The organism is Synechococcus sp. R55.8 (assembly GCF_047461895.1).
Lineage (GTDB): Bacteria > Cyanobacteriota > Cyanobacteriia > Thermostichales > Thermostichaceae > Thermostichus.
The window spans coordinates 9489-23504 of the sequence record NZ_JANSIB010000001.1; the positions used below are offsets into that span (position 1 = coordinate 9489).

Here is a 14016-nt window from a genome sequence, read left to right on the forward strand (position 1 = left end):
TTAGGGTCGTTTTCAGGATGCCGGCGCAGGAAACTGCCAAGGACTACATCCCGCTGGCGCGACCAGCCCTAATCTACACTCCCTTTGCCAAGGTCGAGAAAGAGTATCCTTTAATACAATTCTTTCGGCAGGCGAGCAAGGTTAAGACAACGCAATGGATCCCGCTTGACCACATCGGTACAGTGGGGGGCAGACGGGTCTGCGGCACATGGAAAGAACCTATCTGCTGGGGTTGGGCTGGATCTTGGGCCTGCTGGTGCGGGCTTGGCCCCAGGCTGCCGGGTGGGGCTGGGGGATCCTGCTGGGATTGGGGCTGGCGGGATCCCTGCTGTGCCGGCGGCAACCGCGTCTGGCCCGCACTTGGCTGGCGATGGGTCTGGTGGGGTGTCTGGCTTGGAATTACCTGGGTTGGCGGCAGCCTTTTCCCGGGCCGACGGATATCAGCCTGTTGGCCCCCCAGCAGCAGATGAACTTGGTGGGCACCGTCCTCTCGGAACCTCGTCCCACCCGCAGCGAACGGCGGCAATTTTGGCTGAGAGCAGAGCAGGTGCTCAACGCCGACTCCACGGCCCGCCAGGTCAGCGGCAAGCTCTACGTCACCACCGGCCCTGAGGCCCTCCAGGACAAGGATCTCCACCCCAACCAACGGGTGCGCCTGACGGGATCCCTGTACCTTCCCAGTCCGGCCTTGAACCCGGGCAGCTTTGATTTTCAAGCCTACCTGCAGCGCCAGGGGGCTTTTGCCGGCTTCAGCGCCCGTGAGGTGATCCTGCAGCCGGGGGGAAGAGGTTGGGGGGGCTGGGTGTTGCGGCGGCGGGTGCGAGAGGCGTTCGTTGCTGGATTGGGGGAGCGGCAGGGGAATCTGTTGGCTTCCTTGGTGCTGGGATCCCGGGCCGCCCAATTGGATTTCGACTTGCAGGATGCCTTCCGGGAAATCGGCATGGCCCATGCGCTGGCCGCCTCTGGGTTCCATGTGTCGCTGTTGGTGGGGGTGGTGTTTGTCCTGACACGGCGGTTGGCGGTGCGCCTGCAGCAGGGGAGCATCCTGGCGGTGCTGGGGCTTTATACCGCCCTCACGGGGTTCAGCCCTTCGGTGTTGCGAGCGGCACTGATGGGGGCGGCGGCCATGCTGGTGCTGACGGAGCCGCGCCTGGAAGGAAAGGTGAAGCTCAATCCCCTGGGGACGCTACTGGTGGCGGCAGTTTTGCTCTTAATCTACGAGCCGCTGTGGATTACAGACCTGGGGTTTCAGCTCAGCTTTGCCGCCACCCTGGGCCTGCTGGTCGGAACAGCCCCAATTGTTTCCCGGCTGGACTTTTTGCCTCCGGCTGTGGCCACCGCCTTGGCCGTTCCGCTGGCAGCCCAGATCTGGACCTTGCCGCTGCAAGTGGCCATCTTTGGCCGCATCCCCACCTACTCGCTGCTGGCCAACCCGCTGCTGCTGATTCTGCTAGTGCCGCTGCTGGTGGCGGGGTTCGGGGTGGCGTTTGGGGCTTTGCTCTGGCCGGGGCTGGGATCCCTGCTGGCCCGGCCCTTGACGTTTTTGATCACGCCTCTGATCAACTGGGTGAACTGGATGGCCAGCTGGCCTCTGAGTTCCTACTACACCGGCCGGGTCTCCCTGCTCCAGTGCCTGCTCCTCTACGGGGCGCTGGTGGCCCTAACCTTTTGGCCGCGGTGGCGACAGGCCTTCCGCTGGCAGGGCACAGCCCTGATCATGGCCGCCATCCTCCTGGGTCCAAGGATGTGGCCGGGGCCGCCGGTCCAAATTACCGCCTTGGCCAGTGGACGAATTCCCATCCTGGCCATTCAAGCGGAAGGGCGCCACCTCTTGCTCAACAGCGGGGATCCCCGTTTGGCAGAACGCACGGTGTTGCCCTTTTTGCGGCAGCAGGGCTTGCACCGTCTGGACGGGGCGGTGGCCATGACCTCTGTCGGCTCTGCCAATGGCGGCTGGGAGATCCTGCTGTCGGCTTTCTCCAAAGGAGTACGTCCCGCCAACGCGATTGGGCAATTCTGGGACGGGGGAGGGGCTAATGCGGCTTCCGAAAGTTACCTGCGCTCCCTCAGTGCTGTGCAAGCTGCCGGGATCCCCTATCGAGTGTTGCAGCCTGCCGACCGGATCCCGGTGTCGCAGCGGTTGAGCCTACAGGTCATCCACACCAACCCCCTGGTGTTGACTTTAGAAACAGAGGGATCCCATTGGCTGCTGCTGGGCTCTGCCGGCACCCATGTGCAAGTCGAGCTAACCGGATCCCCGCTGATGCCGGCCCAGATCGACTGGCTGTGGTGGGACGGGGGATCCCTGATTTTGGATCTCCTGGAGCGCTTTCAGGTGCAGGCGGGCATTAGCTCTGGCTCTGTCGGCGAGACGGTGGTCACCTGGTTCCGGCAGAAACAACGACCCCTCTACGTAGCCGATCGGTCTGGAGCGGTAAGCTGGTCGCGGCGGGGAGTGCAAACCTTGAGGTCACAATTGGATTGAGCAGCGCTGTAGTCTGGGGTACAAACTCGGTAGAATTCGAGCAAAAAAGCTTGCAGCTTCCCAAACAAAGTGGGAGAGAGGCCAGCAGGGCAAGGCGGCGGGGGATGTCTTAGACATGTTCAGAGTAGCTACAGAGGAATAGCTACAGAAGCCGATCCCGCATTCGTCCACAGAGGGTACCCCTACACCTGCAGCGGTTCCCTGGGACAAGCGGGCAGTTGCCAGCACATCTCCAGCCAGCTTTTTAGCTCCTCAGGTTGGCCCATGAGGCTCATTTCCACCAGCAGAATGGCGGCTCGGTCGGCGGCTCCTTTGGATCCCAGACGAATCAAGGCAGACAGGCTTTCTTCCCGCCAGCAGACGGATACCCCCTGCCGGATCAAGGCCCGGGCGGCAACGGGGATGCACGAGAGTGGCACTTGGATGTCCCGCCGCTCGTAATCGGGAATGGACAGCATGAACGGCAACCCAAATCTTTATTATGTCTTAATCTTCTTCCCTTTTCGCCTGTCCGTCACGGGTCTTTGCAAAGTATGAAGTGATCTTTTGTGAACTTTGTAGAGAACTCGACATCGTTGAGAACAGTGGGTAAGCAAGCGCGGGATCTCTCGCGGGATCCCTGGAGAAAACTTAAAAGATAGCGGCGATTTCTCAGCCTCATTTCCCCACAGCCGCGAGAATGGCTGCATGCGCAGGAGATGGGGAGATGCGAGCAGAAGGTTGGGAGAGGCGGGTTGGTCGCTGGTTGCCCAAGGCCACCCTTGCCGGAGCCGTATTGATCCTAGTGGCGATGGGCAGGCCGCTGCGACTGGTGGGCAACGGAGAAAATATGGTGGTGTTCACCTGGGGAGGGGGGGTGAGCCCGATGGCTTTGCAGCCAGGTCTGCATTGGGTGCCGCCTTTTGTCTCGCGCACGGTTACCTTCGATGTAAAAACGCAGGCCCTCACCTGGAAGGACAACGACCCGACTGCCTACGCGCCGCGGCTGGTGGCCCTTTCTCAGGATGGGCAGCAGATTGCGGCTGAGGCGACGCTGCAGTTTCGCATTGTGGACGCCCCCAAGGTCTATACGCAACTGGGGGAAAATTACCTGGATCGCATCGCCCCCATCGTCCGGTCGGTCATTCTGAATGAGACCAGCGGCTTTTCCGCCCAGGCTCTGTATTCTACCGAGCGTCCGCTGCTCCAGGGCCAAATCCGCGAACGGGTGGCTCTTCTGCTGAAGGAATACGGCATCGAGGTTTTGGATTTTCTGCTGCGGGATGTGGATTTCGATCCTGATTTCGTAGCGGCCATTGAGGCAAAGACCATTGCCGAAAATCAACTGGCGCAAAAGCAATTTGAGATCGAGCAGGCCCGCCAAGATGCCCGCGCCATCATTTCTCAAGCTGAGGCAGAAGCCGGTCAATTGAGAGCCAAAGCACAGGCCCTCACCCAAAATCCGCAGTACCTAGAGGTGGTCAAAGCCGCGGTACTGGGATCCCGTCTGGAAACTTTGATCACCAAATAACTCAACAGGAAATCAATCCTTTTAGCCTGTCCCCAATTTCCTCAGCTCTTCTCACCGACCCTAAAACGGGAGCAGCCGCCATGTATCCAACAGGAGAAGCACCCCACAGCAGAGCCGGTTGGCTAACCGCGGGAGGGATCGCCGTCTTGGCGGCCCTGGGAGTGCTCCGCGCTTGCCTGTACGTCACTTTGCCCGGACATGCCACTGTAGTTTTCAATACCTTTTCCGGGTTGCAGAAGGGGCGGGTGGAACTGCCAGGGGCCATCTTCCGGATCCCAGGGATCGAGACGCCGATCACCTACACCGTGCTCACCCGCGTTTGGGAGTTTACCAACGACCCCGCCTCGGCCAATGCCATCAGCAACGCCATCACCGTGAACACCGCCGATGGGCAAGCCTTTGCCATCGATGTAGCCATTGCCCTCAAGCCCAACCTCGCCACTTTGGACGAGCTGCACGCCAACATCGGCGAGAACTATCTTTCCACGGTGGTGGTGCCGGTGGTGCGCTCCAAAATCCGGGATATCTCCGCCTCTTTCAATTCGGAAGACTTTTACCGGAAAAGCCAGCGGGCTGCCATCGAACAACGAGCGCTGGACTTGATTCGCCAAGAGATGCCCACTGTCAACCGCGATGGCCAAACCCTGCCTCTGGTGCAGGTGGAGGGCCTGTTTCTGGGCAACCCCGATTTCCCACAAGCCTTAAGAGACTCGATTGAACGCAAACAGGTGGCCTCGATTACAGCACAAACGGCGGCAGTGCGGGCGCAGATCCAGGAAAAAGAGACGGAGCGACTGTTAATCCTGGCGGCGGCCAACCAGCGGGCCATTGAGCTGAAAGGACAAGCGGCAGCGCAGAACGCGCAACTGGCGGATCTGCTGTTCTACGAGAAGCTGCAAGAGCGCATCCAAAACCCGACGGGCTCGCTGCCCCCTTTGCGCATCATCCGTGTCGAGGGCGATGCCACCGTGTTTCTCAATGTGGATCCCCATCAGGCAGCCCTGCAAAGAGGGCAGTAGGTTCAGCAAAGTTGCGGAGTACAGACTTAAAAGTCTGAGTATAAAGTGTGTCCAGATGTGAAGGCGAAGGGATGTCATTCGAGTTCGTTGACATCCTACCGCCAGGGGTCTGGGCTGGGATCCCTCGTAGAGTTGCGCCGAATCCGGCTGAGGGGGAAAGCTCGTACTCGATGCAAGACTAGATTTTGGCCGCCATGAACTCCCGCCTGACTCACACCCCCTTTCCCCGTCTAAACCCGAAGCTGGCGGAGGCGGATCATGTTTTGGTGGTGGACGATCAGGCCAGCAGCCGCCTCTACATCGGTGAGCTGTTGCGGTCGGCCCACTTCCGCGTGAGCGAGGCCACCAACGGCGAAGAGGCTTTGGAGGCTGTGGAGCGGCTTCGGCCAGACTTGGTGCTGCTGGATGTGCTGATGCCGAACATGAGCGGGTTCGATGTCTGCCGGCAACTGAAGGCCAATGAGCTGACCCGCCTGATCCCCGTTGTGCTGATTACAGCCCTGACCGACCGCTCCAATCGCCTGATGGGGATGCAGGTGGGGGCCGACGACATTTTGACCAAGCCCTTCGATCACGTGGAGCTGCTGGCGCGGGTACGCTCATCCATCCACCAAAAGCGCTTGAACGAAGATCTGGATCACGCCGCCAAGGTGTTGTTTGCCATTGCCCGCGCCGTGGAAAGTCGGGATCCCACCACGGGTGACCATTGCGAACGCTTGGTGGTCATGGGGGAACAGTTTGGCCGTTACTTGGGGCTGTCTCGTCAACAGATCAAGGCCCTGCGCTGGGGCGGCTACCTGCACGACATCGGCAAAGTCGGGATCCCGGATGCGATTTTGTGCAAGCAGGGCAAGCATACCCCGGAAGAATGGGAGATCATGAAATCCCATGTGTTGATTGGCGAAGACATTTGTCGGGGCTTGCGCACCATGCAGGATGTGCTGCCGATCATCCGCCACCACCACGAGCGTTGGGATGGCAGCGGCTACCCGGATGGGCTGGCAGGCGAAGAGATTCCCCTGTTGGCCCGCGTCTTTCAGGTGATCGACATCTTCGACGCTCTGATCTCCCCTCGCCCCTACAAACCGGCCCTGACCGCCGAACAGGCCCTGGAAGTGCTGCGGGAGGAAACCCGCAAGGGCTGGCGGGATCCGAACTTGGTGCGCGAGTTTTGTGACTTTATGTTTGTTACGGCCTTTAATTTGCTGGAGGCGGGATAGGGGCTAGGGTTCCGGGCCAGGCTGAACAGGCAGCTTTTGGGGTTTGGGCGACGACAATTACTCCGGCCACCGGGATCCCGGCAGCGGCCAATACCTGCTGGGCGGCTTGCACAGTAGAGCCGGTGGTGTAGATGTCATCCACCAGCAACACCGGTGTGGCCGGAACTTGTTTCAGGGCAAAGGCCCCGGCCAAGTTGTGCTGTCGTTGCAGCGGGTTGAGCTCATGTTGAGCCGCTGTGGCCCGCACCCGCACCAGAGCATCGGGCAGGTGGCGAAGACCGGTGCGCTCGCAAAAAGCCTGGCTGATCAAGGCTGCCTGATTATAGCCCCGCTGCCGCAGCCGCTCTGCATGCAGAGGGATGGGCACCACCGTGTAGGCCCCAGGGGAGCCTAAAGAGGTGGACTGGCTTTCGACCCAACGGGATCCCAGCCATTCTCCCAAAACCGAGCCAATGCGCCGTTGTCCTTCGTACTTCAGGCAGTAGATGGCCCTGCGCAGCGCCCCCCGGTGGATCCCCCAGGCGTAAAGTGGCCAAGGCGAGGTGGTGACTGGCCAAGTGGCAAGGCGCTCCGCCTGCAACCGCCTTTGACAGTCTTGACAGAACACGGCCTTGGCAGGGCGCCGGCAAAGCGGACATGGAGGCACAATCCACCAATCTAACCAGCCCATCGTCTGCTAGGGATCCTTTCTGGTGTGCAGAGTCTCCTAAAAAGCTGAGGCAAGGGGGGAACGAGGCCGAAATTCAGACTCGGCCAGGCTAACAGCCCAGCAGTCCATCCCCAAGTTGACGCTGGGATCCCGCCTTGCTAGGATTCAATATCGCCGGATAATTCAACCGGATAATTTAAAATTTAAGCCGTGACCTTCTCTGCCAGCCCATGCCCACCATTCAGCAACTGATCCGTGAGGAGCGCAGCGTTGCCGCTCGCAAGACCAAGTCTCCTGCCCTGAAGGCTTGTCCACAGCGGCGGGGGGTTTGCACCCGAGTGTACACGACAACGCCCAAAAAGCCCAACTCGGCCCTGAGAAAAGTGGCTCGCGTTCGCCTCACTTCCGGCTTTGAGGTCACTGCCTACATTCCTGGCATCGGCCACAACCTGCAGGAGCACTCTGTGGTCATGATTCGCGGTGGGCGGGTTAAGGATTTGCCCGGCGTGCGTTACCACATTATCCGGGGCACCCTCGACGCTGCAGGGGTCAAAGACCGCAAACAAGGCCGCTCCAAATACGGGGCGAAACGGCCCAAGCCGGGCCAAGCTCCAGCCGCCGCTGGCAAGAAAAAATAGCTTTGCCCTCACCCTCAACCCTCCATATCCCACTCGTTATCTTTCTTTCTGCCATCCCCATCTGAACAAGCAACCCAGCTCCTATGTCTCGCCGCAACCGTGCCCCTCGTCGTGATGTGCCCCCGGATCCCAAGTATGGGAGCCGTCTGGTTACCATGCTGATCCGCAAGTTGATGATGAGGGGTAAGGCATCCCTGGCTGCCAGGATCCTCTATGAAGCTCTGGACATTGTGCGGGAGCGCACTGGCCAAGACCCACTGCCCTTGCTGGAAAATGCTGTTCGCAACGCCACCCCACTGGTGGAGGTGAAAGCCCGCCGGGTGGGCGGAGCCACTTATCAGGTGCCTGTGGAGGTGAGAGGAGAACGGGGCACTTCCCTAGCGCTGCGCTGGTTGGTGACCTTTTCGCGCACTCGTCCAGGTCGCACCATGGCCGCCAAGTTGGCCAATGAGCTGATCGATGCAGCCAACGAAACCGGCAGCGCCATTCGACGGCGGGAAGAGGTGCATCGCATGGCCGAGGCCAACAAGGCCTTTGCCCACTACCGCTACTGAACTAGCCTGGCGGAGCAGTGGAGACTTTTGGGATCCCTGTTCTGCCCAGCCCGAGTTCCAGCGAGGTGGAGAAAAATCGGCAAAAAAGATTAGAATTGTAAAGGATTTTTTAGTTTGCCCAAGTCGCAGGGCGACGAGGATTGGGAGGTTGACGTGGCACGCACAGTTCCCCTAGAACGAGTCCGAAACATCGGCATCGCGGCTCACATCGATGCCGGCAAAACCACGACCACAGAGCGGATTCTCTTCTATTCCGGTCTGGTACACAAAATTGGCGAAGTTCACGACGGAACTGCGGTCACCGATTGGATGGCTCAGGAGCGGGAGCGGGGCATCACCATCACCGCTGCGGCCATCACCACCCGTTGGACCAAGCGGGATCCCGCCAATCCTTCCCAGCCCCTCTCCGGCGCACCGGAGTACACCATCAACATCATCGATACTCCTGGGCACGTCGATTTCACCATCGAAGTTGAGCGCTCCATGCGGGTGCTGGATGGGGTGATCGCCGTCTTTGACTCGGTGGGCGGCGTGCAGCCTCAGTCTGAGACCGTCTGGCGGCAAGCCAATCGTTACAATGTGCCCCGCATTGCCTTCGTCAACAAAATGGATCGCATGGGGGCCAATTTCCTCAAGGTTTACAACCAGATCCGGGAGCGCCTTAAGGCCAATGCTGTGCCCATCCAACTGCCCATCGGTGCCGAAGACGGGTTTTGCGGCATTGTTGACTTGGTGCGGATGCAAGCCCGCATTTATATGGATGAGATCGGCAAAGACATTCGTCCGGCCCCCATCCCTGAGGAGATGAAAGATCTCGTGGCAGAGTATCGGGCCAAGCTGGTGGAAGCAGTGGCCGAGACGGACGAAGCTCTGATGGAAAAGTACTTCGCCGAAGAAGATCTGAGCGAAGCCGACTTGATGGCGGGTCTGCGCAAAGGCACGATCAGCGGCCAAATTGTGCCCATGCTGTGTGGCTCTGCCTTCAAGAACAAGGGAGTCCAGATGCTGCTGGATGCGGTGGTGGATTACCTGCCCTCGCCTGTGGATATTCCGGCCATCAAGGGGGTGCTGCCAGATGGCTCAGAAGTGTCCCGCCGTGCCAGCGACGATGAGCCCTTCTCCGCCCTGGCCTTCAAGTTGATGAGTGATAAGTACGGGGATCTCACCTTTATTCGCGTCTACTCGGGGGTGTTGACCAAAGGTACTTATGTGCTCAACTCCACCAAGAACAAGAAGGAGCGAATTTCGCGGTTGGTGGTGCTGAAGGCCGATGAACGCTTGGACGTGGATGAGCTGCGGGCAGGAGATCTGGGAGCTGTGGTGGGCCTCAAGGACACCACCACCGGAGACACCCTCTGCGACGAAAATGCGCCGGTGATCCTGGAGTCTCTGTTTATCCCAGAGCCGGTGATCTCAGTAGCGGTAGAACCCAAAACCAAAGCCGATATCGATAAGCTCTCCAAGGCCCTGCAGGCCCTGGCCAAGGAGGATCCCACCTTCCGCGTGTCTGTGGATCCCGAGACCAATCAAACCATCATCTCTGGGATGGGCGAGCTGCACCTGGAGATCTTGGTGGATCGGATGCTGCGGGAGTTCAACGTAGAAGCCAATGTTGGTAACCCACAGGTGGCCTACCGCGAAACCATTCGCAAGCCGGTTAGCCGCGTGGAAGGCAAGTTTGTTCGCCAGAGTGGTGGCCGCGGCCAGTACGGCCATGTGGTTATCGACCTAGAGCCGGCGGAGCCGGGTACAGGATTTGAGTTCGTTTCCAAGATTGTGGGTGGCGTTGTGCCCAAAGAATACATTGGGCCAGCCGAGCAAGGGATCCGAGAAGCCTGCGAATCCGGTGTGCTGGCGGGCTATCCCCTGATTGACATCCGCGCCACCCTGGTGGATGGCTCCTACCACGAGGTGGACTCCAGCGAAATGGCCTTCAAGATCGCCGGTTCGATGGCTCTGAAGGAGGCCGCTCGCAGGGCAAGCCCTACCCTGCTGGAGCCGATGATGAAGGTCGAGGTGGAAGTCCCTGAAGCCTTTGTGGGGGATGTCATCGGGGACATCAACGCCCGCCGCGGCCAGATGGAGGGGATGAATACAGAAGGCGGCATTACCAAAGTCAATGCCAAGGTTCCGTTGGCGGAGATGTTTGGCTATGCCACCGACATTCGCTCCAAAACCCAGGGTCGAGGCACCTTCACGATGGAGTTCAGCCACTACGAGGAAGTTCCTCGCAGTATCGCCGAAGCCATCATTGCCAAAAACAAAGGAAATGAGTAGCTGACTGAAACCAAAAAGGAAGTGACGATTCATGGCACGCGCTAAGTTTGAACGCACCAAACCCCATGTCAACGTTGGCACCATCGGCCATGTTGACCACGGCAAGACCACCCTGACGGCTGCCATCACCACCACCTTGGCTGCTTTGGGTCAGGCTACAGCCAAGCGGTACGATGAAATCGACGCAGCGCCAGAGGAAAAAGCTCGCGGCATTACCATCAACACCGCCCACGTCGAGTATCAGACTGCCAACCGTCACTACGCCCACGTGGATTGTCCCGGCCACGCCGACTACGTGAAGAACATGATCACAGGCGCGGCTCAGATGGATGGGGCCATCTTGGTGGTGTCTGCAGCTGATGGTCCCATGCCCCAAACACGGGAGCACATCCTGTTGGCCCGTCAGGTAGGGGTGCCCAGCTTGGTGGTCTTTCTGAACAAGGCAGACATGGTGGACGATCCAGAGCTGCTGGAGTTGGTGGAGCTGGAAGTGCGGGAACTTCTCTCCAAATACGACTTCCCCGGCGACGACGTTCCCATCATCAGAGGATCGGCGCTGAAAGCTCTGGAACGGATGACCGCCAACCCCAAAACCCAGCGGGGCGAAGATCCTTGGGTGGACAAAATTTATGAGCTGATGGATGCGGTGGACTCCTACATTCCCACGCCTGAGCGGGATGTGGACAAGCCCTTCCTGATGGCTGTGGAGGATGTCTTCTCGATTACTGGTCGGGGCACGGTGGCCACGGGCCGGATCGAGCGGGGCCGCATCAAAGTGGGCGAAACGGTGGAACTGGTGGGCCTGCGAGAAACTCGCTCTACCACCGTTACCGGCCTGGAGATGTTCCAGAAAACCCTCGACGAAGGGATTGCCGGCGACAACGTTGGTGTGCTGTTGCGGGGCATTCAGAAGAACGAAGTGGAGCGCGGCATGGTGCTGGCCAAGCCCAAGACCATTACTCCTCACACCAGCTTCGAGTCTGAGGTGTATGTCCTCAAGAAAGAGGAAGGAGGTCGCCACACGCCGTTCTTCGCCGGCTATCGTCCTCAGTTCTATGTGCGCACCACCGATGTAACCGGCACCATCTCTTCCTTTACGGCTGATGACGGATCCCAGCCGGAGATGGTGATGCCCGGCGACCGCGTCAGGATGACGGTGGAGCTGATTCAGCCCATCGCCATTGAGCAGGGGATGCGCTTTGCTATCCGCGAGGGTGGCCGTACTGTCGGAGCGGGTGTTGTCTCCAAGATCCTGAAGTAAGCTGCTTTTTCCTGGCAGGGATTGAGTGCCGACGGCCCCAGACCAACTCAGTTGCGATAGTGGCGCGGAGCACTTTCCCTGCCAGCTTTTTTGAGTCCCCCTTTTTCTGGATTGCTCTCCGGCCATGCCTACCTTGACCCAACAGAAAATTCGCATCCGCCTGAAGGCTTACGATCATCGGCTGCTGGATACTTCCTGCGACAAAATTGTGGATACGGCTCGTCGTACCGACGCCGTACCTGTCGGCCCGATCCCTTTGCCTACTCGGCGCCGCATCTACTGTGTGCTGCGCTCCCCCCACACCGACAAGGACTCGCGGGAACATTTTGAAACCCGCACCCACCGGCGCATTATCGACATCTATTCCCCCTCTTCCAAAACCATCGATGCTCTCATGAAGCTGGATCTGCCGGCAGGGGTAGATATCGAGGTGAAGCTGTGATGGATCTGCAGGGATCCCCCGCTTTCGCAGTCATTTCGTAGAGCTTGGATGAGGGCAGCAGCGGGTGACAACATCGGTTGATCCAGTTGACCACGATAGCGGTGGGGAGCACTTTCAGGAGTTGACAGCTCCAGAAGCGGCTACATCCCCCATTCCGGTTTTGGTGGTGGGGGCCTTGGGCAAAATGGGGCGAGAGGTGGTGCGAGCCGTTGCCCAGACGCCCGACATGAGGTTGGTGGGGGCGGTGGCCCGCTCTCAACTGGGCTCGGACATTGGCGAGGTGCTGGGCCTGGGATCCCTGGGGGTGGAGATTACCGATGACTTGTCGGGGCAGTTGCTGAGGTTGTCGCAGCGGAGCAACCGCGGCGTAATGGTGGACTTTACCCATCCTCGGTCGGCCTTTGAACATGTTCGCTCGGCCATTGCCTTTGGCGTACGCCCGGTGGTGGGGACGACGGGCCTGACGCCGGAGCAGGTGGAGCGGCTGCGGGATCTGGCGGACAAGTCGGGTGTGGGCTGTTTAATCGCGCCCAATTTTGCCATCGGCATGATTTTGCTGCAGCAGATGGCGCTGCAGGCGGCGCAGTATTTTGACCACGTTGAGATCATCGAGCTGCACCACAACCGCAAAGCGGATGCCCCCAGCGGCACGGCTCTACAGACGGCACAACGGCTGGGACAATTGGGCAAAACCTTTAACCCGCCCGTTCGCGACAGCGGGACGGAGTCCTCAGTGGAAGAAAAAGAGCTGATCCCCGGTGCGCGGGGAGGGCTCTCTGGCCCCAACATTCCCATTCACAGCGTTCGTCTGCCGGGGTTGATCGCCCATCAGGAGGTCATTTTTGGTGGGATGGGGCAAACCCTCACCTTGAGACACGACACCACCGATCGGATAGCTTTTATGCCGGGGGTGATCCTGGGGATCCGCAAGGTGCTGCAGCTTCAAGGTTTGGTCTACGGGCTGGAGCAGGTCTTGAGCTAGTGGGTCAGGGGAGGGATCCCGGCCTCATCCAGAATGCGGGGGATGAGGTGCTCGGCTTTGACGGCCATCAGATGCACCCCGTGGCAGATTTGGCGGGCCTGCCGCACCTGTTCGGCGGCAATGCGGATCCCTTCTTCGAGGGGGTGGGCGGCGTTGGCCAGCCGCCGGATGATCCCGTCTGGGATCTTCACTCCTGGCAGGTTGCGGTTGATAAACTCGGCATTTTTGGCCGACTTGAGCAAAAAGATGCCGGCCAAAATGGGCTTGCCGGCGGGACGGCCCAACTTATCCATGAAGCGCTCCAGCTGCTCGAAGTCGGTGACCATCTGGCTCTGGAAAAATTGGGCCCCGTTTTCCAGCTTGCGGTGGAAGCGCCGCTCCAGGCCGGAAAAGCTGCCCGATTGGGGTTCTACTGCTGCCCCCGGCAACAGATGCGTGCCCCCATCCGGGAGAGGTTTGCCGTTGCAATCGAGGCCGTTGTTCAGCCGTTGGATAAGCTGCAGCAAGCGCACCGACTCCAGATCGAATACGGGGCGGGCATCGGGGCAATCGCCGATGTGGATGGGATCCCCGGTGAGGGCCAACACATTGCGCAGGCCGAGAGCTGAGGCCCCCAACAGATCCCCCTGGAGGGCCAGGCGGTTGCGATCCCGACAGGCCAACTGCAGGATCGGTTCAACGCCTGCCTGATGCAACAGCAGCGAAGCTGCCAACGGGCTCATGCGGGCCATGGCTCGGTTGGAGTCCGTAATGTTGATGGCATGCACCCGCCCCTTGAGCTGCTGGGCCAGAGACAGCAGGGTGCTGGTGTCGGATCCCTTGGGGGGGGTAATCTCGGCGGTGAGCAGAAATTCCCCCTGCTGGATGGCCTGGGCGAAGCGGGACAGGGGAGGTGATGAGGGGATCAGGGCCACAATTCCTGAAGGAAAGGTAAAACGGCTGGCTTATTATCGACTTTTCCGGGAGGTTTTTCCAGACA

Annotated in this window: 13 protein-coding genes; 10 read left to right on the top strand and 3 right to left on the bottom strand. The window is 59.8% G+C overall.

Going from position 1 to position 14016, the window contains the following annotated elements; all coding sequences use genetic code 11:
* The first annotated feature begins 208 nt into the window (after window positions 1–208).
* A complete protein-coding gene (locus tag NW829_RS00035) occupies window positions 209–2485 on the top strand; it encodes a ComEC/Rec2 family competence protein (RefSeq protein WP_414416159.1) in 2277 nt (758 codons plus the stop codon).
* 182 nt (window positions 2486–2667) lie between these two features.
* Here NW829_RS00035 and NW829_RS00040 read toward each other — a convergent pair whose 3' ends face one another.
* Entirely contained in the window at window positions 2668–2943 is a 276-nt protein-coding gene (locus NW829_RS00040; protein ID WP_238376900.1) for a hypothetical protein, read from the bottom strand.
* 248 nt (window positions 2944–3191) lie between these two features.
* Between NW829_RS00040 and NW829_RS00045 the strand changes: the two genes are divergently transcribed.
* From NW829_RS00045 to NW829_RS00055, 3 genes are all read left to right on the top strand, one after another.
* The gene (locus tag NW829_RS00045) at window positions 3192–3995 is read left to right on the top strand and encodes a prohibitin family protein (protein WP_414413669.1); all 804 of its coding nucleotides are present in this window, start codon (window positions 3192–3194) and stop codon (window positions 3993–3995) included.
* Between the two features lie 80 nt (window positions 3996–4075).
* Entirely contained in the window at window positions 4076–5014 is a 939-nt protein-coding gene (locus NW829_RS00050) for a prohibitin family protein (protein WP_414328732.1), read from the top strand.
* A 194-nt stretch (window positions 5015–5208) separates the two neighbouring features.
* A complete protein-coding gene (locus NW829_RS00055; protein ID WP_414416160.1) occupies window positions 5209–6234 on the top strand; it encodes an HD-GYP domain-containing protein in 1026 nt (341 codons plus the stop codon).
* On the opposite strand, the gene NW829_RS00060 is transcribed toward NW829_RS00055, so the two are convergent.
* The gene (locus NW829_RS00060) at window positions 6212–6904 is read right to left on the bottom strand and encodes a ComF family protein (protein WP_414416161.1); all 693 of its coding nucleotides are present in this window, start codon (window positions 6902–6904) and stop codon (window positions 6212–6214) included. The genes NW829_RS00055 and NW829_RS00060 overlap by 23 nt on opposite strands.
* A 209-nt stretch (window positions 6905–7113) precedes the next feature.
* On the opposite strand from NW829_RS00060, the gene rpsL reads away from it, so the two are divergent.
* The 6 genes from rpsL (at window position 7114) to dapB (ending at window position 13037) form a co-directional block, all read left to right on the top strand.
* Window positions 7114–7521 (top strand): 30S ribosomal protein S12, encoded by a 408-nt coding sequence (rpsL, locus tag NW829_RS00065; protein WP_011432553.1) that lies wholly within the window; start codon window positions 7114–7116, stop codon window positions 7519–7521.
* Between the two features lie 83 nt (window positions 7522–7604).
* The gene (gene rpsG, locus NW829_RS00070) at window positions 7605–8075 is read left to right on the top strand and encodes a 30S ribosomal protein S7 (protein ID WP_011432554.1); all 471 of its coding nucleotides are present in this window, start codon (window positions 7605–7607) and stop codon (window positions 8073–8075) included.
* Between the two features lie 153 nt (window positions 8076–8228).
* Window positions 8229–10352: an elongation factor G gene (gene fusA, locus NW829_RS00075; protein WP_011432555.1), complete on the top strand. Its 2124-nt coding sequence runs from the start codon at window positions 8229–8231 to the stop codon at window positions 10350–10352.
* A gap of 31 nt (window positions 10353–10383) precedes the next feature.
* Window positions 10384–11613, top strand: a complete 1230-nt coding sequence (gene tuf / locus NW829_RS00080; RefSeq protein WP_414413642.1) for an elongation factor Tu — start codon at window positions 10384–10386, stop codon at window positions 11611–11613.
* A gap of 124 nt (window positions 11614–11737) precedes the next feature.
* The gene (gene rpsJ / locus NW829_RS00085) at window positions 11738–12055 is read left to right on the top strand and encodes a 30S ribosomal protein S10 (RefSeq protein WP_414328725.1); all 318 of its coding nucleotides are present in this window, start codon (window positions 11738–11740) and stop codon (window positions 12053–12055) included.
* A 121-nt stretch (window positions 12056–12176) separates the two neighbouring features.
* Window positions 12177–13037 (top strand): 4-hydroxy-tetrahydrodipicolinate reductase, encoded by an 861-nt coding sequence (dapB, locus tag NW829_RS00090; protein ID WP_414416174.1) that lies wholly within the window; start codon window positions 12177–12179, stop codon window positions 13035–13037.
* On the opposite strand, the gene NW829_RS00095 is transcribed toward dapB, so the two are convergent.
* On the bottom strand, window positions 13034–13951 hold the full coding sequence (locus NW829_RS00095; RefSeq protein ID WP_414414174.1) for a methylenetetrahydrofolate reductase: 918 nt from the start codon (window positions 13949–13951) through the stop codon (window positions 13034–13036). The genes dapB and NW829_RS00095 overlap by 4 nt on opposite strands.
* Between the last annotated feature and the right edge of the window lie 65 nt (window positions 13952–14016).